This window comes from Serratia inhibens (genome assembly GCF_003591175.1).
GTDB classification, from domain to species: domain Bacteria; phylum Pseudomonadota; class Gammaproteobacteria; order Enterobacterales; family Enterobacteriaceae; genus Serratia; species Serratia inhibens.
In genome coordinates this window covers 132095-154166 of the sequence record NZ_QYYG01000010.1, presented here as the reverse complement: position 1 = coordinate 154166, position 22072 = coordinate 132095, and the positions used below count along the sequence as shown (strand labels likewise).

At 53.9% G+C, this 22072-nt stretch carries 15 protein-coding genes; 14 read left to right on the top strand and 1 reads right to left on the bottom strand.

Features of this window, described 5'->3' with window-relative positions; all coding sequences use genetic code 11:
* Positions 1-7 precede the first annotated feature (7 nt).
* From D4100_RS22890 to D4100_RS22855, 7 genes are all read left to right on the top strand, one after another.
* Positions 8-3148: an efflux RND transporter permease subunit gene (locus tag D4100_RS22890; protein WP_119805333.1), complete on the top strand. Its 3141-nt coding sequence runs from the start codon at positions 8-10 to the stop codon at positions 3146-3148.
* Between the two features lie 972 nt (positions 3149-4120).
* Positions 4121-5731, top strand: a complete 1611-nt coding sequence (locus tag D4100_RS22885) for a tryptophan halogenase family protein (RefSeq protein WP_065506560.1) — start codon at positions 4121-4123, stop codon at positions 5729-5731.
* Positions 5731-6816 carry a monodechloroaminopyrrolnitrin synthase PrnB family protein gene (locus D4100_RS22880; protein ID WP_119805332.1) on the top strand — a complete coding sequence of 362 codons (1086 nt, stop codon included), beginning with the start codon at positions 5731-5733 and terminating at the stop codon, positions 6814-6816. Before D4100_RS22885 ends, D4100_RS22880 begins: the two co-directional genes overlap by 1 nt.
* Before the next feature lie 44 nt (positions 6817-6860).
* Positions 6861-8564 (top strand): NAD(P)/FAD-dependent oxidoreductase, encoded by a 1704-nt coding sequence (locus tag D4100_RS22875; RefSeq protein WP_119805331.1) that lies wholly within the window; start codon positions 6861-6863, stop codon positions 8562-8564.
* Positions 8565-8585: 21 nt separating this feature from the next.
* Positions 8586-9680 (top strand): Rieske 2Fe-2S domain-containing protein, encoded by a 1095-nt coding sequence (locus tag D4100_RS22870; protein ID WP_244941699.1) that lies wholly within the window; start codon positions 8586-8588, stop codon positions 9678-9680.
* A gap of 43 nt (positions 9681-9723) precedes the next feature.
* Entirely contained in the window at positions 9724-11061 is a 1338-nt protein-coding gene (locus D4100_RS22860; RefSeq protein WP_244941698.1) for a cation:proton antiporter, read from the top strand.
* A gap of 999 nt (positions 11062-12060) precedes the next feature.
* On the top strand, positions 12061-12999 hold the full coding sequence (locus D4100_RS22855) for a hypothetical protein (protein WP_119805328.1): 939 nt from the start codon (positions 12061-12063) through the stop codon (positions 12997-12999).
* Between the two features lie 925 nt (positions 13000-13924).
* Here the strand turns inward: D4100_RS22855 and D4100_RS22845 are convergent.
* Complete coding sequence (locus tag D4100_RS22845) at positions 13925-14833, bottom strand: LysR family transcriptional regulator (RefSeq protein ID WP_147417766.1); 909 nt, start codon at positions 14831-14833, stop codon at positions 13925-13927.
* A gap of 85 nt (positions 14834-14918) precedes the next feature.
* On the opposite strand from D4100_RS22845, the gene D4100_RS22840 reads away from it, so the two are divergent.
* The 7 genes from D4100_RS22840 to D4100_RS22810 all read left to right on the top strand — a co-directional run bounded on the left by D4100_RS22840 (position 14919) and on the right by D4100_RS22810 (position 22069).
* Positions 14919-15935 (top strand): zinc-dependent alcohol dehydrogenase family protein, encoded by a 1017-nt coding sequence (locus tag D4100_RS22840; protein ID WP_199685733.1) that lies wholly within the window; start codon positions 14919-14921, stop codon positions 15933-15935.
* A 45-nt stretch (positions 15936-15980) separates the two neighbouring features.
* Positions 15981-16271, top strand: a complete 291-nt coding sequence (locus tag D4100_RS22835) for a DUF1330 domain-containing protein (RefSeq protein ID WP_119805324.1) — start codon at positions 15981-15983, stop codon at positions 16269-16271.
* Positions 16272-16429: 158 nt separating this feature from the next.
* Complete coding sequence (locus D4100_RS22830; protein ID WP_199685734.1) at positions 16430-16807, top strand: DUF3147 family protein; 378 nt, start codon at positions 16430-16432, stop codon at positions 16805-16807.
* A gap of 703 nt (positions 16808-17510) precedes the next feature.
* Entirely contained in the window at positions 17511-18488 is a 978-nt protein-coding gene (locus D4100_RS22825) for an AraC family transcriptional regulator (RefSeq protein ID WP_244941696.1), read from the top strand.
* A 326-nt stretch (positions 18489-18814) separates the two neighbouring features.
* Positions 18815-19837: a DUF1254 domain-containing protein gene (locus D4100_RS22820; RefSeq protein WP_119805323.1), complete on the top strand. Its 1023-nt coding sequence runs from the start codon at positions 18815-18817 to the stop codon at positions 19835-19837.
* A gap of 513 nt (positions 19838-20350) precedes the next feature.
* Positions 20351-21184, top strand: coding sequence for a MipA/OmpV family protein (locus tag D4100_RS22815; RefSeq protein WP_119805322.1), 834 nt, complete (start codon positions 20351-20353; stop codon positions 21182-21184).
* Between the two features lie 57 nt (positions 21185-21241).
* Complete coding sequence (locus tag D4100_RS22810) at positions 21242-22069, top strand: acid phosphatase (RefSeq protein ID WP_119805321.1); 828 nt, start codon at positions 21242-21244, stop codon at positions 22067-22069.
* The last annotated feature ends 3 nt before the right edge of the window (positions 22070-22072 follow it).

The following is a 22072-nucleotide window of genomic DNA, read 5'->3' as shown; positions in this document are numbered from 1 at the left end:
CGGAATTATGCAATTTTCTCGCTTCTTTATTGATCGCCCGGTATTTGCGGCGGTGATCTCTATTTTGATTTTTGTCGGCGGCCTGATCAGCATGCCACTGTTGCCGATTAGTGAGTATCCTGATGTGGTTCCACCCAGCGTGCAGGTTCGCGCGATTTACCCGGGCGCCAATCCCAAAGAGATTGCCGATACCGTAGCCATGCCGTTGGAAGAGGCAATCAACGGTGTTGAAAATATGATGTATATGAAGTCGGTCGCTGGTTCTGATGGCGTATTGGTTATCACGGTGACCTTCCGGCCCGGAACTGATCCCGATCAAGCCCAGGTGCAGGTACAAAATCGCGTAGCTCAGGCTGAAGCACGTTTGCCTGGCGATGTGTTACGGCAGGGGATCACCACGCAGAAACAGTCTCCTGCACTGACGATGGTTGTGCACCTCTTTGCACCAACGGGTAAGTACGATTCCCTCTATCTGCGTAACTACGCCACTTTGAAGGTGAAGGATGAGCTGGCGCGACTACCGGGGATTGGTCAAATTGTGTTTTACGGCGCCGGCGAGTATGCCATGCGTATCTGGTTGGATCCGAATAAGGTCGCAGCGCGCGGCATGACGGCAACAGATGTGGTGGCCCAGATTAAACAGCAGAATGTGCAAGTCTCTGCCGGTCAATTGGGTGCGGAACCAATGGCCAACAGTAGCGATTTCCTTATTTCTATCAATGCACAAGGTCGCCTGCAATCAGAGGAAGAGTTTGGCAATATCATTCTGAAAAACGGCGATAATGGCGAAGTTGTACGACTGCGCGATGTGGCGCGGATCGAAATGGGTTCCGGCAGCTATGCACTGCGTTCGCAGCTCAACAATATTGATGCCGTCGGGCTGGGTATTATGCAGGCTCCGGGCGCGAACGCCATTGAGCTATCCGACGCCATTCGCAGTAAAATGTCGGAGTTGGCCACCCAGTTTCCGGAGGGCATGAGCTGGGCGGCGGCCTACGATTCGACTGTTTTTGTCAGAGATTCGATTCGAGCCGTGGTACATACGCTGTTTGAAGCCGTGCTGCTGGTAGTATTGGTGGTGATTCTGTTCCTGCAAACCTGGCGAGCATCGATCATTCCGCTGATTGCAGTGCCAGTGTCTATTGTCGGTACCTTCAGCGTGCTCTACCTTCTCGGTTTCTCCATCAATACTCTTAGTCTGTTTGGCTTGGTACTGGCGATAGGCATCGTGGTGGATGACGCCATAGTGGTGGTCGAGAACGTTGAACGTAATATTGAATTAGGTCTGTCACCCAGGTCGGCGGCGTATCAGGCAATGCAGGAAGTTTCGGGGCCCATTGTCGCCATTGCGTTGGTACTGTGTGCGGTATTTGTGCCGATGGCGTTTTTATCCGGTGTTACTGGTGAATTCTATAAACAGTTCGCAGTTACCATTGCCATTTCAACGGTAATTTCGGCCATAAACTCATTGACTCTTTCACCGGCACTGGCAGCGCTGTTATTGAAATCACATGGTACGCCGAAAGATCTGCCCACTCGGCTGATTGACCGCCTTTTCGGTTGGCTATTCCGTCCTTTTAACCGTTTTTTTGTCTTCAGTTCGTTTGGTTACCGCCAGGCGGTCTCTGCGGTACTTCGCCGTCGAGGTGCGGTGTTTGCCGTCTATGTTTTGCTGCTGGGCGCAGCCGTAATGATGTTTAACACAGTGCCCGGCGGATTTATTCCCACGCAGGATAAAATGTATCTTATTGGTGGAGTGAAGATGCCGCCGGGAACCTCACTGGAACGCACGAATAACGTGATTCGCCAGATGAGCGTGATTGGCGCGGAGACGGAAGGCGTGGCGAATGTGGTTGCCTTTCCCGGGTTGAACGCTTTACAGTTTACCAACACGCCCAACACCGGCACTGTATTTTTCATGTTAAAACCGTTTAATCAGCGAGCACGTACTGCGTTGCAGATTAATGAGGAAATTAACCGCAAACTGGCTGCCATTCAACAGGGTTTTACCTTCTCGATTATGCCCCCCTCGATTCATGGGATCGGCCAGGGAGCCGGGTACGCGTTCTATATTCAAGACCGGACCGGGTTGGGCTATGGCGCACTGCAAACGGCTACCAATACTTTGTCAGGCACGATTAGGCAGACGCCAGGCATGGGCGCTCCGGTCTCTTCTTATCAGGCGAACGTGCCGCAACTGGATGCCAGAGTGGATCGTGAGAAGGCCAAAGCACAGGGTGTGGCGATTGATGATGTGTTCAGTACGCTGCAAACCTATCTTGGTTCCTCTTATGTTAATGATTTCACCCGTTACGGACGAACTTGGAAAGTGATGGTTCAGGCTGATGGCGAGTTCCGCGACAGCGTTGAAGATATTACTAATTTACGTACCCGTAACAGCAAAGGTGAGATGGTGCCAATTGGCAGTGTAGTGTCAGTTGGTACTACCTATGGGCCTGATCCGGTGATTCGTTATAACGGTTATCCTGCAGCCGATATTATTGGCGAAGCAGATACTCATCTGTTCTCATCATCTCAGGCAATGCAACAGTTGCAGCAACTGGCTATGCAGACATTACCGGGTGGTATGACCATCCAGTGGACCGATCTGAGCTATCAGCAGTCGATTCAGGATAACGCGGCGGTAGTGGTGTTTCCTGTGGCGGTACTGCTGGCATTCCTGGTGCTGGCAGCACTCTATGAAAGCTGGACGCTGCCATTGACGGTGATTTTGATTGTACCGATTACCATGCTCTCTGCGTTGGTTGGTGTTTGGTTGAGCGGGGGGGATAACAACGTATTTGTGCAGATTGGCTTAGTCGTACTTATGGGGTTGGCGTGTAAAAACGCGATTCTTATCGTCGAGTTTGCCCGTGAACTGGAACTGCAAGGGAAGAGCACCGTTGAGGCTGCGCTGGAATCCTGTCGCTTACGTTTAAGGCCGATTGTAATGACCTCGATCGCCTTTATTGCCGGGACCATTCCACTCCTTATTGGTCAGGGTGCTGGCGCAGAAGTTCGGTCGGTGACCGGGATCACCGTATTTGCCGGTATGCTTGGCGTGACATTGTTCGGTATCTTTCTAACGCCAGTCTTCTATGTGGCCTTACGACTCTTGGTGCTGCGAAAACAGGCAGTAAAAGAGTAAGAGAACAGGAAGTTGGAGCCCAAGGATGGGTTAAGTATCCCGTTTAATCGAACCATTCACTTTTAGAGATCTTCCTGCGTCCCCCGAGGAGATCTCCTGCGAGATCCACCGCTTCTTCAATCCGATGCCATCAGCATTGTGCTGCCGGGCGATCGCGAGGATCGCGTGACGATCTACGCCACCCATTATCTGCAAGATAACCTGGCTAAACGTCAGCAATACCGCGTACCGGTGGACCGCGTGGTGCTGCGCAACCGCTGGGGCTGAAACATACGACCCTGCTCAGGATGAAGAAAATGGGTATTTGAGGCAGAAAAAAATTGCCGAATGTTGTTGGGTATTCGTATGAAAATTAGATGGATAATTGTTTTTAGACTGAATGCTTGATTGTGCAAATAATATTATTCTATGGGTATTTTTATACGTAAGTAACATATAAATCGGAATCGATTATTTTTGTTGGCTGGCAAGTTAATAATGCGTCACCTATAACTAACTGGGTGTTTGATTTATAGAATTGTAAGCGTGCTAACAATTCAAAATCTATTAATATCTAATTGATGGTGTATTTATTTAAGGAAGAAGACAAATCTGAACTGGCAGTGATTGAAAACATCGAATATGACATTTTGGATAAGGTTTGCTGTCTTTTTTTATTGTAAAAACACAGTAAAAGCAGTGTGTTGTGCGTAAATTATTTGAGGGTGATAGGGGCCGTTATAAGGCTTGGTTTTATTGTGGTGAATAATTTTGTGTTCTTGCTTTCTCTGCTTTATCCGTAATTATAACTGGTTGAAAATAATATTTTTAACTAGTGATGGAGTGGTGGGTAATTAGGGTTTTTAGGGAGTGGTTCGCGTGAGGATATATCGCTGAGTTAATTCGTAAACGGAATTTGCACTTTTTAAATTAGATTCTAGTCTGAATTAGAACCTAATTTAACATCTCCACTAGTTCCTATGGGAGAGTGTCATGAGCAAACCGATCAAGAATATCGTCATCGTGGGCGGCGGCACTGCGGGCTGGATGTCCGCCTCGTACCTCGTCAAGGCGCTCCAACAGCAGGCGAACATTACGCTCATCGAATCTGCGGCGATCCCCCGGATCGGCGTGGGCGAGGCGACCATCCCGAGTTTGCAGAAGGTATTCTTCGACTTCCTCGGGATACCGGAGCAGGAGTGGATGCCCCAGGTGAACGGCGCGTTCAAGGCCGGCATCAAGTTCGTGAATTGGAGAACGTCTCCCGACCACTCGCGCAACGATTACTTCTACCATTTGTTCGGCAATGTGCCGAGCTGCGACGGCGTGCCGCTTACCCACTACTGGCTGCGCAAGCGCGAACAGGGCTTTCAGCAGTCGATGGCGTACGCTTGCTACCCGCAGCCCGGGGCGCTCGATGGCAATCTGGCACCGTGCCTGCATGACGGCACCCGTCAGATGTCCCACGCGTGGCACTTCGACGCGCACCTGGTGGCCGATTTCTTGAAGCGCTGGGCCGTCGATCGCGGGGTGAACCGCGTGGTCGACGAGGTTGTTGAGGTTAACCTGAACGAGCACGGCTTCATCTCCAGCCTGTTCACCAAGGAGGGCCGGAAGCTGGAGGCGGACCTGTTCATCGACTGCTCCGGTATGCGGGGGCTCTTGATCAACCAGGCCCTGAAAGAGCCCTTCATTGACATGTCCGACTACCTGCTGTGCGACAGCGCGGTCGCCACTGCCGTACCCAACGACGACGCGCAAGTGGGGGTCGAGCCCTACACCTCCTCGATCGCCATGAACTCGGGGTGGACCTGGAAGATTCCGATGCTGGGCCGGTTCGGTAGCGGCTACGTCTTCTCGAGCAAGTTCACCTCCCGCGACCAGGCCACCACCGACTTCCTCAACCTCTGGGGCCTCTCGGACAATCAGTCGCTCAACCAGATCAAGTTCCGGGTCGGGCGCAACAAGCGGTCGTGGGTCAACAACTGCGTCTCTATCGGGCTGGCGTCGTGCTTTTTGGAACCTCTGGAATCGACGGGGATCTACTTCATCTACGCGGCGCTTTACCAACTCGTGAAGCACTTCCCCGACACCTCGTTCGACCCGCGGTTGGCCGACGCGTTCAACGCCGAGATCACCTACATGTTCGACGACTGCCGAGATTTTGTTCAGGCGCACTATTTCACCTCGTCGCGCGAAGACACGCCGTTCTGGCTCGCGAACCGGCACGACCTGCGGCTCTCTGACTCCATCAAAGAGAAGGTTGAGCGCTACAAGGCGGGGCTGCCGCTGACTACCACGTCGTTCGACGACTCCACGTACTATGAGACCTTCGACTTCGAATTCAAGAACTTCTGGTTGAACGGGAACTACTACTGCATTTTTGCCGGCTTGGGCATGCTGCCCGACCGGTCGCTGCCGCTGTTGCAACTGCGACCGGAGTCGATCGAAAAGGCCGAGGCGATGTTCGCCCGCATCCAGCGTGAAGCCGAGCGTCTGCGGGTGAGCCTGCCGACGAACTATGACTACCTGCGGTCACTGCGCGAGGGGGGAGTGGGGCTGTCTCGACCCGGGCCGACGCCCGCGTCGCCGGAGAGCCGGTAGTGGAGCGCGCCCAGGACCGGGCATGTGTATTCGCGGCCACGCACGCTGCCGTGGCGGCCTGCGATCCGCTGCAGGCTCGCTCGCTCGTTCTGCAACTGCCGGGCCTGAACCGTAACAAGGACGTGCCCGGCATCGTCGGCCTGCTGCGCGAGTTCCTCCCGGTACGCGGCGTGCCCTCCGGCTGGGGCTTCGTCGAAGCCGCCGCCGCGATGCGGGACATTGGGTTCTTTCTGGGGTCGCTCAAGCGGCATGGACACGAGCCCGCGGACGTGGTGCCCGGGCTCGAGCCGGTGCTGCTCGACCTGGCGCGCATGACCGACCTGCCGCCGCGTGAGACGCTCCTGCATGTGACGGTCTGGAACCCCGCGGCGGCCGACGCGCAACGGAGTTACACCGGGCTCAGCGACGAAGCGCACCTGCTCGAGAGTGTGCGCATCTCAATGGCGGCCCTCGAGGCGGCCATCGCGGTGACCGTCGAGCTGCACGACGTACCCCTGAGATCGCCCGGGTTCGCGCAAGGGTGCGACGAACTGGCAGCCTATCTGCAAAAAATGGTCGAATCGATCGTCTACGCGTACCGCTTCATCTCGCCGCAGGTTTTCTACGATGAGCTCCGCCCCTTCTACGAACCGATTCGTGTCGGGGGCCAGAGCTACCTTGGCCCCGGCGCCGTAGAAATGCCCCTTTTCGTGCTGGATCACGTCTTGTGGGGCTCGCAATCGGACCACCAGGCTTATCGAGAATTCAAAGAGACGTATCTGCCCTATGTACTTCCCGCGTACCGGGCGGTCTACGCTCGGTTCGCCGGGAAGCCGGCGCTCATCGACCGCGCGATCGGCGAGGCGCGAGCGGCCGGTGCGCAGGATGAACTCGTCCGGGCCGGGCTGGCTGCCCTCAACCGGGTCTTCGTGGTCCTGCTGCGCTTCCGGGCACCTCATGTTCAATTGGCGGAGCGGGTGTACGAAGTCGGGCGAAGCGGCCCGGCAATCGGCAGTGGGGGGTACGCGCCCAGCATGCTCGGCGATCTGGTCACGCTCACGCTTGCCGCGCGCTCCCGCATCCGCACCGCTCTCAACGAGTCCTGACACGCACGGCCATTTGTTCCATCTCATTAAGGAGATTTGCCCTCATGACTCAGAAGAGCCCCGCGCACGGGCGCGATAACAACCACTTCGACGTGATCATCCTCGGTTCGGGCATGTCCGGCACCCAGATGGGGGCTATCCTGGCCAAACAGCAGTTTCGCGTGCTGATCATCGAGGAGTCGTCGCACCCGCGGTTCACGATCGGCGAATCGTCGATTCCCGAGACGTCTCTTATGAACCGCATCATCGCCGATCGCTACGGCATTCCGGAGCTCGACCACATCACGTCGTTCTACTCGACGCAGCGTTACGTCTCGTCGAGCACGGGCATCAAGCGCAACTTTGGCTTCGTGTTCCACAAGCCCGGCCAGGAGCACGATCCGAAGGAGTTCACGCAGTGCGTCATCCCCGAACTGCCCTGGGGGCCGGAGAGCCATTATTACCGGCAAGACGTCGACGCCTACCTGTTGCAAGCCGCCATTAAATACGGCTGCACGGTCCGCCAGAAGACTAAAGTGACCGAATACCACGCCGATAAAGACGGCGTCGCGGTGACCACCGCCGAGGACGAACGGTTCACCGGCCGGTACATGATCGACTGCGGAGGACCCCGCGCGCCGCTCGCGACCAAGTTCAATCTCCGCGAAGAGCCGTGTCGCTTCAAGACGCACTCACGCAGCCTCTATACGCACATGCTCGGGGTCAAGCCGTTCGACGACATCTTCAAGGTCAAGGGGCAGCGCTGGCGCTGGCATGAGGGGACCTTGCACCACATGTTCACGGGTGGCTGGCTCTGGGTGATTCCATTCAACAACCACCCGCGGTCGACCAACAACCTGGTGAGCGTCGGCCTGCAGCTCGACCCGCGTGTCTACCCGAAAACGGACATCTCCGCGCAGCAAGAATTCGACGAGTTCCTCGCGCGGTTCCCGAGTATCGGGGCGCAGTTCCGGGACGCCATACCGGTGCGCGACTGGGTCAGGACCGATCGGCTGCAGTTCTCGTCGACCAGTTGCATTGGCGATCGCTACTGCCTGATGCTGCACGCGAACGGGTTCATCGACCCGCTCTTCTCCCGGGGGCTCGAGAACACCGCGGTGACCATCCACGCGCTCGCGGCGCGCCTTATCAAGGCGCTGCGCGACGATGACTTCTCCCCTGAGCGCTTCGAGTACATCGAACGCCTGCAGCAAAAGCTTTTGGACCACAACGACGACTTCGTCAGCTGTTGCTACACGGCGTTCACGGACTTCCGCCTGTGGGACGCGTTCCACAGGCTGTGGGCAGTCGGCACGATCCTCGGGCAGTTCCGGCTCGTGCAAGCCCACGCGAGGTTCCGCGCGTCGCGCGACGAGGGCGACCTCGATCACCTCGACAATGACCCCCCGTACCTCGGGTACCTGTGCGCGGACATGGAGGGATACTATCAGTTGTTCAACGACGCCAAAGCCGAGATCGAGGCCGTGAACGCCGGGCACAAGCCGACCGAGGAGGCCGCGGCGCGGATCCACGCCCTCATCGACGAACGAGACTTCGCCAAGCAGATGTTCGGCTTCGGCTACTGCATCACCGGGGACAAGCCGCAGCTCAACAACTCGAAGTACAGCCTATTGCCGGCGATGAAGCTGATGCACTGGACACAAACCAGCGCACCGGCAGAGGTGAAAAAGTACTTCGACTACAACCCTATGTTCGCGCTGCTCAAGGCGTACATCACGACCCGTATCAACTTGACTCGGAAGAAGTAATCGGCCGTCGAGGACACAAAAATGATGAACGACATTCAATTGGTTCAAGTGAACGCCGAGGATCATCCGTCGAGGGCGTACGATGCGACTACGAGCGTGGCCGCGAGCTGGTACGTCGCGATGCGCTCGGATGACCTCAAGGACAAACCGACGGCGTTGACGCTCTTCGGCCGGCCGTGCGTGGCGTGGCGCGGAGCGACGGGGCAGGCGGTGGTGATGGACCGCCACTGCTCGCACCTCGGCGCGAACCTAGCCGACGGGCAGGTCAAGGACGGGTGCATCCAGTGCCCGTTTCATCACTGGCGGTACGACGAGCAGGGCCAGTGCGTCCACATCCCCGGTCACAACCAGAGGGTGCGCCGGCTGGAGCCCGTGCCGCGTTCGGTGCGCCAGCCGACGTTGGTCACCGCCGAGCGATACGGCTACGTGTGGGTTTGGTACGGCTCCCCGGAGCCGCTGCACCCGCTGCCCGAAATCGCCGCAGCCGACGTCGACAACGGCGACTTTATGCACCTGCACTTCGCGTTCGAGACGACGACGGCGGTTTTGCGGATCGTAGAGAACTTCTACGACGCGCAACACGCGTCCCCCGTGCACGAGCTCCCGATCTCGGCCTTCGAGCTCAAGCTGTTCGACGATTGGCAGCGGTGGCCGGAGGTTGAGTCTCTGGCACAGGCGGGCGCGTGGTTCGGTGCCGGGATCGACTTCACCGTGGATCGGTATTTCGGGGCCTCCGGCATGCTGGCACGGGTGCTCGGCCTGAACATGTCGCAGATGAACCTGCACTTCGATGGCTACCCCGGCGGGTGCGTCATGACCGTCTCCCTGGACGGAGACTTCAAATACAAGCTGCTCCAGTGTGTGACGCCGGTGAGCGACGGCAAGAACGTCATGCACATGCTCATCTCGATCAAGAAGGTGGGGGGGGCCCTGCGCCGCGCGACCGACTACGTGCTGTTCGGGCTGCAGACCCGACAGGCAGCGAAGTACGACGTCAAAATCTGGAACGGGATGAAGCCGGACGGCGGCGGCGCGTACAGCAAGTACGATAAGCTCGTGCTCAAGTACCGTGCGTTCTACCGGGGCTGGGTCGACCGCGTTGCGAGTGAGCGGTGATGAGTGAGTCGGCGGTCCTAAACGAGCCGGTCCCGGACAGGGCGTGCCGCCGGGCGCTCGCGAACCTGGCGAGCGGCGTCACGGCGTATGGCGCGGCCAGCAGATACGTGTCGGTGTCGCTCTTTCCGAGGTGTTCATGACTGTCTGGCTGTTGCAACTGGTGCTGGTGATCGCGCTCTGCAACGTCTGCGGCCGCCTTGCCGAACGGCTCGGCCAGTGCGCGGTCGTCGGCGAGATCGCGGCCGGTTTGCTGTTGGGGCCTTCGCTGTTCGGTGTGGTCGCACCGGATTTCTACGACGCATTGTTCGGCCCAAGCACGCTGTCGGCGATGGGGCAGGTCGGTGAAGTCGGCCTGATACTGCTGATGTTTCAGGTTGGTCTGCATATGGAATTGGGCGAGACGCTGCGCGACAGGCGCTGGCGTATGCCCGTCGCGATCGCCGTGGGTGGGCTTGTCGTACCGGCCGTGATCGGCATGATTGTCGCCACTGTCTCGAAAGACATGCTCGCCGGCGACGCGCCGGCGCTGCCCTATATACTCTTCTGCGGTGTCGCGCTTGCGATATCAGCGGTACCGGTGATGGCGCGCATCGTCGACGACCTGGCGCTCAACGCCATGGCGGGCGCACGGCACGCCATGTCTGCCGCGATGCTGACGGATGCGCTCGGATGGATGCTGCTTGCAGCTATTGCTTCGCTATCGAGCGGGCCTGGTTGGGCATTTGCGCGCATGCTCGTCAGCCTGCTTGCGTATCTGGTGCTGTGTGCGCTCCTGGTGCGCTTCGTGGTTCGACCGACGCTTATGCGGCTCGCATCGACTGCGCATGCGGCGCGCGACCGCTTGGCCGTGTTGTTATGCTTCGTCATGGCGTCGGCACTCGCGACGTCGCTGATCGGATTTCATAGCGCATTTGGCGCACTTGCGGCGGCGCTGTTCGTGCGGCGCGTGCCCGGCATCGCGAATGAGTGGCGGGATAACGTCGAAGGTTTTGTCAGGCTTGTGCTGATGCCGGTGTTTTTCGCGTATGCGGGGCTGCATGCGTCGGTCGGCACGATCGACGACGCGGCATCATGGATGTGGTTCGGCGTATTCCTCGTGGGCGGATTCATCGGCAAGTTCGGCGGCAGTTATCTGGGCGCGCGTGCCACCGGGCTTGAGCCACGCGATGCGATGTTGGTGAGCTCGCTGATGAATACGCGCGGCTTGATGGAGCTAATAGTCCTGTCAATCGGTCTGCAGATGCAGATCCTTCCGCCAAAGGTCTACACGATCCTCGTGGTGTTCGCGCTGGTGACGACGGCGCTGACCGTACCGCTGGTTCGACTCACGCTGCGCGTGCAATCGCGCGCGACGCCGGCAATGCCGGGTGCCGATAAGTGACGCGCATCAGGTAGGTTACGCCAATTGAAAATAGCCCCTCTGGCGGGGGCTATAGCCGCACAAGATATTTCCTCACTAAGCATCTGCAGCTCTCTGTGATCAGCGCGCAGAGCCGCATGATTACTTTCCGTAGCGAATGCTCCGGCAAAAATGCACTGCTCCAGCAGAATCCAGAGTCGTTGAACGCTCACTTTTTTCTTCAAAATCTGAAGTGCCTGAGCAGCAATATCTTTCGTGTTATCAATCATGGTTCACCTCGCGTCATATACCGATTTGGCTCCATTACTAACAGTCGCGCCTGGGGTGTAGGTACCCGAAGAAATTTTATTCGGAGTCTTCAGGGTACCTGTTGCTTCCGGCTTTAACCGAAAGCGGAAACCTCGCTCCTGCCAGATTGAGAAGGGGTATCCTGCCTGAGTCCGCTTACGCACCCAACCAGGCTTTATGCGCCGGTGAGATCACGATCGTCACAGAGAGCCAATTTGGGCCTGAAAGCAAGGCCGCAAACGCAGCTGTATCATAAATAATTTATAATGCGACCCGGTGTTTTTGCGGGAGGAAATAAATGATATATGAGTAACTTTTCGATTAAGAAATTAATCTTGAACGTTGTTTTTTATAACTTCCCCCATGGTTTTTTAACTATCATACGCGAGAATAACCAATTCAACTGGTTCAATTGAAAATGTTGCAAGGTAATTATTAGCTTGATCAATCTGAGTGATTGGTATAATTATCCTGCATGCAAAAATACTATTTCGTATCTGAGATGTTTCTATTGTGAACATCAGTACGCTCAATAACAGATGATGAATAAAAAACAAACAAACGCAGCATAAAAGATCGAATTTAGTATAATTAGAAATAAATACTCCAGCAAAAAACGTCAATTGTTTTTTTTCAATCACATACGATAGCTCACGTGAAGTTTATCATTCTGAAAACCTAAACTACATTTGAAACTCATCAGTTATTCAGACAATCAAATGAGGTACTTTCATGGCTATCGAAAATGAGCAGTTTGCAATAATTTTAAGCACCCTTAGCAATGGGCAACTCGACATAACCGTCTCTGGGGAAAGTTATAATCTCATCACAGACAGCGAAAAGAAACTCTTCGGAATAGAGGAGTCAACACTAAAAGAACTCATTAAAAAGGACTTTTATGATGCTGAAAAAAATGTGGTAACGCCAGATAATATTTTCTATAAGGACGATGGTGATTTTAACAACTTTAGCACTTATGAATGGACTCCAACATATGTAAGAATCGCACCAGCCGGGGTGACATGGGAATTCGAACCTGATCGCAGCGATATGGCTCTCGCGACGTCTACGCAAGTAAATAATTCAAGTGAAGCATCAATATTCACTTGTGCACTCTCAAAACAAGAAACCTTAACCGCAGAAATGACATGGAGTACAAACGACAGTATCAGCGTCGGCCAGAGCATTAACTATAATCTCGGGGTTCCAGGCGCCGAAATTGGCGGAGAGACGACATTTCAATATACCCATGAATGGGGTACATCGACGACTGAAGCTATAGAAAAAACTATCGGCCTTACCCAAACGGTACAAACGGAGCTTCAACCACATCAAGCTGTCGATGTCACCCTGTCAGCGATACCCAACACATTAACTATAACGATACCCTACACCGCAGAATTGGTAGGCTATATAAACCCTTGTTTCCCGGACCCTGTCGGACAGATAAATGCCGAGAGCCGACATTATTTCTGGCGGCTGGACCCAACCGCTTATGCGAAAGAATCAATGATAGTTGGTACGCTCACCATTGAATTGAATTATTACACACAAGGCAGGCTCGTGGTAACAGATCATAAGAAAGACGTTATTGCTGAAAAACAGCTTTATCTCAAAACGCTGGCCGTGCCCGGTGTGGGTTTTGCCATAAATAGCATTGATCGGGCATAAACTCACCGCCTGACGTTATGCACATCCTATAAGTTCGAGTTATTCCAGCTCGTTTAATTATCTAGCTTTGCCCGGCACCATGCCGGGCTTTATATTACCGCGATTGAAAAAGTGAAGGAAAATGACCGTGATGCCGCTACCATCAAGGACGCACACAGTACGATATTCCACTGCCTCACCGAGGTGGATAATGACCATTTGTAGCGCTATATCAATGAGATCTGCGCCGAAATGAAACACTCGTCGGTGTTGCCGGATGCGTCAGTACGGAATGTCGTCCTAGCCTGAGGCTGATTCTCATGGGGGGATTCAGAACCCGTTTGTCTTGCAGTTGAAGGTGTATAGCTGCACCTGTCCCGCCTGACGGTGTCGGCGGAATACTCAAAGCGAGCCGCCCTGATACCGTGAACGCTGACAGAAGATAGCTCAATCTCCATCATTACCACCCTCGTGTCGATGGATTTGGGGCATGGTGATGGTAGAGGGCGTTATATTAAACAAGTGTATTTTAAAGGTGATATAGAGTAAGTGAGTTTTATTTGATAGAAGGTTATGAAATGATTATATGATTTTGCATATCGGTCGCAGCTTTCACAGGGTTGCGACCTTAATATCGTTTATATATTAGAATGTTAAGCTTTTTTGGTGTGCTCGAGATGAGTGTTTGTTAATGCCAACCTTTGTAGTACGAAGTGCATACGAGAGGGAAGTTATGTATGAATACAATGGCGGGTTACCACCAGAAGAATCGGAAAAACTATATAGGTAAACGCCAGACCACTGACCAGTTATAGTTGACTCCTACAGCAATGCGCAATAATTTTGTCCGAATGATTTATCGTAACGCGATTATACCGTGCTCACAAACGTCACCGAACCTATTATTGGGCTTATTCCCTTCGCCGTTCATTCTGGCTGCACCGGGTCAGACTTTATTAGCCAGCACAAAATCCACAAAAGCGCGCAGTTTGGGAAGAACAGTACTACGACTAGGGTAGTAGAGCGCCAACCCCGGAAATTTTGTTGAGAAGCTGCTGAGAGTAACTTCCAGTGTTCCCGCATGAATATTGCGCGCGACAATGGAACGAGGAAGTCTGAAAAGGCCGACGCCTTGTTCTGCAGCGTGGACGCAGGCTGCAACGTCGTCGAGTATTAAGGGGCCGCTCACGTGGATGCTAATAGGTTCCCCTCCTCCTGGATTGAATGCCCACTCGTCAAGCACTATACCGGCCTGTTTGTACGTGATGCATGGAATGTTTCGAATGTCTTGGGGGGTTGCCGGTCGGCCGTAGCGTGCCAGAAACGCAGGTGAGCCAACTACCACTTGCGGTTCCTCAGGGGTAAGCGGTACCGCCACCATGTCTGCATGGACGACCGAACGGGGACGCACCCCAGCGTCACACCCCTCAGCAATGATGTCAATCATGCGGTCATCGCTGACGAACTCCAGTTGCAATTGGGGGTATACGGCAAGAAGTCCCACAGCGTACCTCTCAGTCAGTATCTGCACACTTGCTTTTGGGACACTGATTCGTAACAACCCTGTGACTGAATGGCCCAGGCTGCGAGCGGACTCTATTCCTTGGAGCATTTGCTGAGTTGCCGGCCCCACTTGAAGCAGTAGGCGCTCTCCCGCCTCGGTCAGGCCAACACTGCGAGTTGTCCTGGCCAGCAATGTCACTCCAATCCTTTTCTCGAATGCGCGGATAGCCTGGCTAACAGCGGAAGGCGTTATACCTAGGCGTTTGGCTGCTGCTCGAAAGCCTCGCTCCTCGGCAACAGCCAGGAACACTACCACGCCGTCAAGATCACTTCGACCAATTGTGTAGTTCATCTTCACAGTATGAGCAGTTGCATACGGATTGTCAAAAACGAACTGCTGGTGAAATATGGGATACCCAATTATCGAGGACTTTCATATGTACAGTACAACCAAACAATCCCGAGCTTTTGGCATTGACGAAGCAGTTGGCGTCACCGGCCTTTCCGTTCGCACGCTTCCCATTCCCAAGCCCGCCCCCGGTGAAGTACTTGTGAATGTAAGGGCGTCTACATTGAACTACCGAGACCTGATCATCCTGGAGGGTAATTACTATATGCCCATCCCGGTAGGTCGCATTCCTCTTTCGGATGGGGCTGGCGAGGTGGTAGCCGTTGGGCAGGGGGTTACTAGATTTAAAGCAGGCGATCGTGTGGTCAACGCATTCTTCCCCGAATGGATCGAGGGTCCCTTCACCGGAAAGTACTCGCAGTACTCCGGTGATGTGGATGGCTGGCTTGCTGATTATCGCTCGGTGGCTGCAGAAGCATTGATCTTGATTCCAGACAGTCTGGATTTCGACCAAGCAGCTGCGCTGCCGTGCGCGGGTGTTACGGCATGGTCTGCCGTCAAAGGTGTGAAGGCAGGTGATACCGTTGTTACTTTGGGAACTGGCGGTGTGTCGTTATTTGCAGTCCAACTGGCGAAAGGGCTGGGGGCCAGAGTGATTGCTACCACATCCAGTGATGCGAAGGCCCAGCAACTTAAAGCGTTGGGTGCGGACGAAACGATCAACTACAAAGAACAGCCCGAGTGGTCCAAGCGGGTGCGCGAACTGACGGGCGGAGGCGGTGCGAACCGCATCGTGGAAGTCGGTGGCGCAGGAACTTTTGAACAATCGATCAAGGCCATCGCAGTGGGTGGACAGGTATCAATAGTGGGCGCGGTGGCAGGTTTGCAGGGCAAGGTTGAATTCATGTCTATGTTCATGAGTCATGCGTGTTACCAGTGCATCGCGCTGGGCAGCCGCCAGGACCTTGAGGATCTGGCGCGATTCATTGCCGAACACAAGATCCGCCCGGTTATTGACAGCCGTTTCGCATTCGACGATGCAAAGCTTGCATATGAGCGGCTGATGACACGCAACGTGTTCGGAAAGGTGGTTGTCAATCATTGACTGTAGAGTTGACCGCTACGAACACTCACAAATTAGGAGTCCACCATGACTGCTTACGTTATATTCATTCGAGAGAAAACGCTGGATCAAAGTGAAATGGACATATATGCCGAAAAGATCACATCCACGTTACCCAACGTACCCATCCAGATGCTTTCTGCCTACAGCCGTCTGGAAGTGTTCGAGGGCGAAACGCCAGAAGGCGTTGTACTGTTCTCATTCCCGACCCTTGAAGACGCCAAGGTTTGGTACTACAGCGAGGCTTACCAATCGGTTGTAAAGCACAGGCATGCAGGTGCAACGTACAGGGGATTTGTTGTGGAAGGCGTGACATGACAGATAGCAACGCTTACTGAATAAGGACGTTATTCTGCTGATTTCAAACTTCTGGCGTTGAAGGGTGTTTAAGATGATGGTTTTTCCATCCGCCAGAAGACTGTAAAACATGAGTTAGCATTGGCGCCCAGCGCTTTTTATACATTGTGCGTCGATTAATACCTACAAGAGTACCCTTTCGCTTTTTCGTAGGGTCACTCGGGATCATTACTAAATATATCCTGACCGCCGCTATTGTGGTGTTGGTATCTGAAGCGGCAAAACGCAGCGATAAGTTTGGCGGTTTTGTGGCGGCTTTGCCGTTAATCATCATCCTTGCTTTGATTTGGCTCTATGTCGAAAAGCAACTGATGGAGAAAATTGCTAACCATGTCTGGTATACGTTTTTGTATGTGATACCGATGTTCCAGGTGTTTCCTGCGTTGCTTTCTCGGTTGGGATTCTGGCTCACCCTCGGTGCCTGCGTCATTATGACGGCGATATTCTTTGGGCTGTTTGCTCTGGTGGTACGCCGTTTCGGCATCGACCTGCTCTAGCTTTGTTATAGCCCCGGTATCACGTCGGGGCTATTGTTAAGTTTAAAGCACACGCTTAATGTTTTGATAATCACCATTGGTTAACACGACAATCACCAGATGTTTTCGGTATGTTTTTCACAGCAGTATATGGCACTCGCTCTAGTGACCATTATCGATGAGTTGAGTAAATTTTCTTATTGAATTTTTAAAGGGAAGATAAATTAATTAGTTACGAATGATTTAAGTTCTGCTATTTACTTCTGATATTAATTGCAAAAAATAATTTAATAAACTGACACGCAAATTTATTCCATTGTATCAATCCCGTTTTAACACTAAAGACCAAGATTTTTTATTGAATGGTCCGGTTTTTCAATTTTCTAGGCTTATCTCTTTTTTCTTGGGCACTCACTCCCCCACAGTTCCAGAATACTGCAGCATAAGGTCATTTGGTCAGCGCTTTGACAGAATCCTTATCTATACTTGCTTTAATAATTGGTGTTTTATACCGATATTGTTATTTTAACTTTTCCTATTATCCTGCATTACATACAGATATAGTTTTTTTTGCAGGGTTAGGTATACTCTCAAAAATAGGTTTTTCGTCGTACATAACGCTGTCATCAGATATCCATGCTGGGCAATTTTTTTTCTCGGGCGTAGCGCCATGTGACAAAAAATTTCTCTTCGTATGCCTTTATAACAGGTGCGAACGCCGATAATGAATATTACACCCTCCATCAAACTTAGAAGTTTTCTTCAGATGGCTCCCTATCTGGCCATGCGAGGCGTATCTTCGTTAGAGTTTTTTCAACGTTTTGGCATTTCCCCTAATATTTTCCAAAACCCTGATATCTGGATCCCACGTTCGGCCTGCTTTCGTATCGCTAATGAAATGGCATCTATTACACAGGATCCTTTCAGTGGTGCCTATGTGGGGCATCTGACCGAAATTCGCTCACTTGGCGTCTGGGGCGAATTGATCATGGGGTCAACAAACATTGCCCAGGCTTGTGCATTGGCTGCAACCCATGCGGCCATGCTGCATCAGGGAGGTGAAGTAAACATTGTTACTGAAGGCCGTACAATAAAGCTTATCCACCAATTTACAGGGCAATATGAAGCCGATCCGAGGCAATTCATTCTCGGTAGTTTGGCGGTGCTCAGAAAAGTGCCTCTCATGTCCGGCGAACCTTCCTCCATACGTGTACATATCAAGTCCTCAAGAGAAAGGGGAGACGAGGCGCTTGAAGAATGCTTAGGGCCAAACCTGGTCATGAATTCGAAGTACAACATGATCGAATTCGACCGCGATTTGCTCGAGATCCCACTGAAAAATATCCGAGATGAAGCATGGAAAACGACCGAAGCCTTGAGAACGACAGTTGAAACTGCAGGTGCCCTGATCAAGCGGATAGCGGACCTGGAGCAACCTAAACTTACTGTTATTTCAAAAAGCATCAGGCTGTCCCCAAGAACTCTGCAGCGTCGTTTAAAATATTGCGGTGTTGAATTTGAAGCCTTACGTGACGAGACGCGTCGTTGTGAAGCACTTCAGCTAATGGCTTGCGGTAAATACACGGCGACTGAAATTGCCTATATGGTTGGGTACAGCGATCAAGCGCACTTTACTCGTGCTTTTAAACGTTGGACCGGTAGCACGCCATCGTTTTATCGGTCTGCTTCAAAGAAAGGGTGAGCGCCAACTCGCCTATGCCTGCCAACCTGCCGAAGGTTCCCGCCGCCAATAAGCTTTGCTTTCAATATTCCATCTGATCATCCGGCTTTAGGAGCTTCGTATCTACAGCAACCCTCGATCAAGGGCGGTCAGCAGAAATAAACCCATCCCCCCTGCATTTTACTCCTTCTACACATGCCGGCTTTACCTTTGGCGTCAAATGGCAAGTCTCTGTTGAGGTGTTCTTATACAGTCTGTTGAGACAATTCTTAGATCCGTCAGAGGTACATAATTAGAAAGTTTGAAATTGGGAAAAGGTATTAAATTTCATACCATCAGGGGGTTACATGTCATATCTATCCAAGGCCAGTATTGTCGTACTCACGTTGGCTACGTTAGGGAGCGTAAACGCTCAACCTGTCGCTGGTGAGGCGGTACCGGTCGGTGTCGATAATTTTGTCCGTGCCGAGTCCGATCTTTACATGGGCAATATGGTGGCGGACGGCGGGTTGGGGCGGTTTGTGCATAGCCGCGAACCGATTTCCATTGACGCGCAGAGTGTCATCCGCATGAATCGGGACACGCTGTATTCGAGTGCGGTATTCGATCTCGATGCCGGTCCGGTTACGATCACCTTGCCGGAGGCCGGTAACCGATTCATGTCGATGCAGGTGGTCAACGAAGACCACTACGTGCCCGCCGTCTTTTACGGTGCCGGTCGCCATAGGTTGACGAAGGAGGAGGTCGGCACGCGTTATGTTTTTGTCGCTATACGTACGCTTGTCGATCCTGCCGATCGCAAAGACGTTGGGCTGGTACATGTGCTACAGGATGCCATCAAGGTCAGTCAGGCTCGGGTAGGGGAATTCGTGGTACCGAAATGGGATCCGGCGAGCCAGAAAAAGATGCGCGATGCCCTGCTGGTGCTCGGCGCGACGCTCCCCAACTACAACCAGGCCTTTGGTACCAAGAGCGCGGTTGATCCTATCCAGCATCTGATCGCCACGGCATCCGGATGGGGTGGGAATCCGAGCAAGGACGCCATTTATCTCGGCGGCGTGATGCCGAAGAATGATGGAAAAACCCTTTATCGGCTCAAGGTCGGGCATGTTCCGGTTAAGAGTTTCTGGTCCGTGAGCGTTTATAACGCCGAGGGTTACTTCGAGAAAAACCCGTATGACGCCTATTCGCTAAATAACCTCACCGCCAAAAAAAGTGATGACGGTTCGATAGTGATCCAATTTGGCGGTTGCGACGGCAAGATTGCTAATTGCCTGCCGACGATGCCCGGTTGGAACTACACGGTCAGGCTTTATCAGCCTGGCGATGAAATCCTGAATGGCCAATGGCATTTTCCGCAGCCGCAGTGATCCGCCTGGCGTTTTCCCTGACATGTTTTTTTACTTTTTCTCCCCTGATTGTGTCGTTTGACACAATCAGGGGTAAGAAAAATCTGTATTAAAAATACCTCAGGGAGAAACAGATATGGGCAACAGGGATAAAGCCGTATCTGGGCATGACGTTCGGCAATGAGGAGCGCGGGAAGTGAGGGCGTGTTTTCACCCGCTCTTTTGTTTCAATCGCCCCTTTGGCTTGTCGAAATGTACTTTTCGGTAAGCGGTGCGAAGACATAACACATTTTCCAGCTGTGCGAGGGCTTTTAAACAGGCTCTCGCGCACCGGGGTTTTTCACGCCCTTTTCCGGGCAGAGGGGGGGGATCCGCAGGCATAGGATGGGCTATGCCATGCCTGAAAAAATAAAAAGTAATTAGCCAAACCTATTTCCGGTCAAGGGAATGGATGACGGGAATATATCCCGGATAGAAGTTAAGCATGCCGATGAGTCAGGATAAAAACGAAAATAGAGAAAGGAACAAAGAGATATGGCAAGCAAAAAAAACAGGATTTATAAATCGTTCGGGCTTCCTGCCTTTGCGCTGATGGCCGCGCTGCCGTTGTCCGTGCAGGCCGCTCCCGATGCGGGCCCGAGTGTGACACTGGGCGGTGGGGTGGCGGTGAGCCCGCTGTATGAAGGGTCCTCGCGTTATGAAGCCTTCCCCTCTCTGGTGGCGAAGGCGGTGATGCCGACGCAGAGCTGGGGAACCTTCACTGCCGGTTTTCCTGAGGGTTTGCGCTGGGACCTGCCGGGGTCTTCTTCCCTGGGGCTGGCGCTGCTGGCGGGTTATGACATGGGCCGCAAGGAAAAAATCCGTACCCTGGGGGGCAGCAATAGCCACCTGAAGGGAATGGGCGATCTGGACGGCACCGCAATGATCGGTGCGGAAGCCTACTGGCGTCTGCCGGCCGGCCGGTTGTTCGTCCGTGGCTGGCAGGCTACCCGCAGCCGCGACTACGGCGGCGAGGATCTGGGGCACACGGCATACCTTGAAGCCGGTGCCGATTATTCGCAGCCGCTGTCTTCCTCGCTGACGCTGGATTCCGCGCTGTACGGGACCTGGAGCGACAGAGACGACATGATGGCGCGTTTCGGAGTGACGGGGGAGCAGGCAGAGCGCAGTGGCTTCAGCGAATATCATGCCGGCGGCGGCATGCGGAATGTGACGTTAAAAACCGGTCTGACCGTTCAATTGCAGCCTCATATTGCCCTGCAGGGTGGGATGAAGCTGTACGCCCTGACGGCGGATGCGCGTCGCAGCCCGCTGACGGATAAGACGGTAGGGGCGGGTTTCTACCTGAATGCGGTGTACCAATTCTGAGTGCCTCGATAGTGCTTTGCCCTCTGCGGCACCAATCGACTCTGGAGATCATCATTAATGAAAAAATCATGCGTCCCTTTGTACCTGATAGCGCCGTTGGCCGGTCTGTTGTGTTCCGGCCAGGCGGCGGCGAGCGATACCGGGCCGACGGTAACGGACCCGCATTTTAAGCTGGCGCCGGGTTACCTTGAACCGGCCAGCCTGCCGGTGCGCTTGGCCTTGCTTGGGGGGCCGCCAAAACCGGACTCTGCGGCATTCGCACGCGATGAAGAGGCGCGGCGGGCGGCATTGGCGTTACGTGGGTCTACCCGTGAAAAACTGGCGGCAACGGATGCCGAGTTGACCTTCCCGGCACCGGCAAAATCGTTCTCGTGCGCGCTGGGCACCGATATCGACGAGAAAACGACGCCGCACCTTTACGCCATGATGCAGCATGTATTGACGGATGCGGGTGGCTCTACCTATGCAGGAAAGAACGCCTATAACCGGACTCGCCCGTTTGTGCAGCATGACGAGGGAACCTGCCGCAAAGACATGGAGCCGGTGCTGCGTACCGACGGCTCCTGGCCGTCCGGCCACTCGGCGGCTGGCTGGGCCTGGGGCCTGGTGCTGGCCGAGGTGCAGCCTGCACGGGCGACCGAGCTGCTGGCACGCGGCCTGGCGTTTGGTCAGAGCCGTGTGGTCTGCAATGCGCATTGGCAGAGCGACGTGGATGCAGGGCGCATCATGGGGGCTGCCACGGTCGCCGTGCTGCATGATAATCCGGCTTTCCTGGCAGATTTGGCCGCCGCCAAGCGTGAAGTGCAGGACGCCACCAAAGCGAAGCTGAAACCCACCGAGGACTGCGCAGCTGAACGTGTTGCACTCTCCCTGAGTATGCACTGAGAA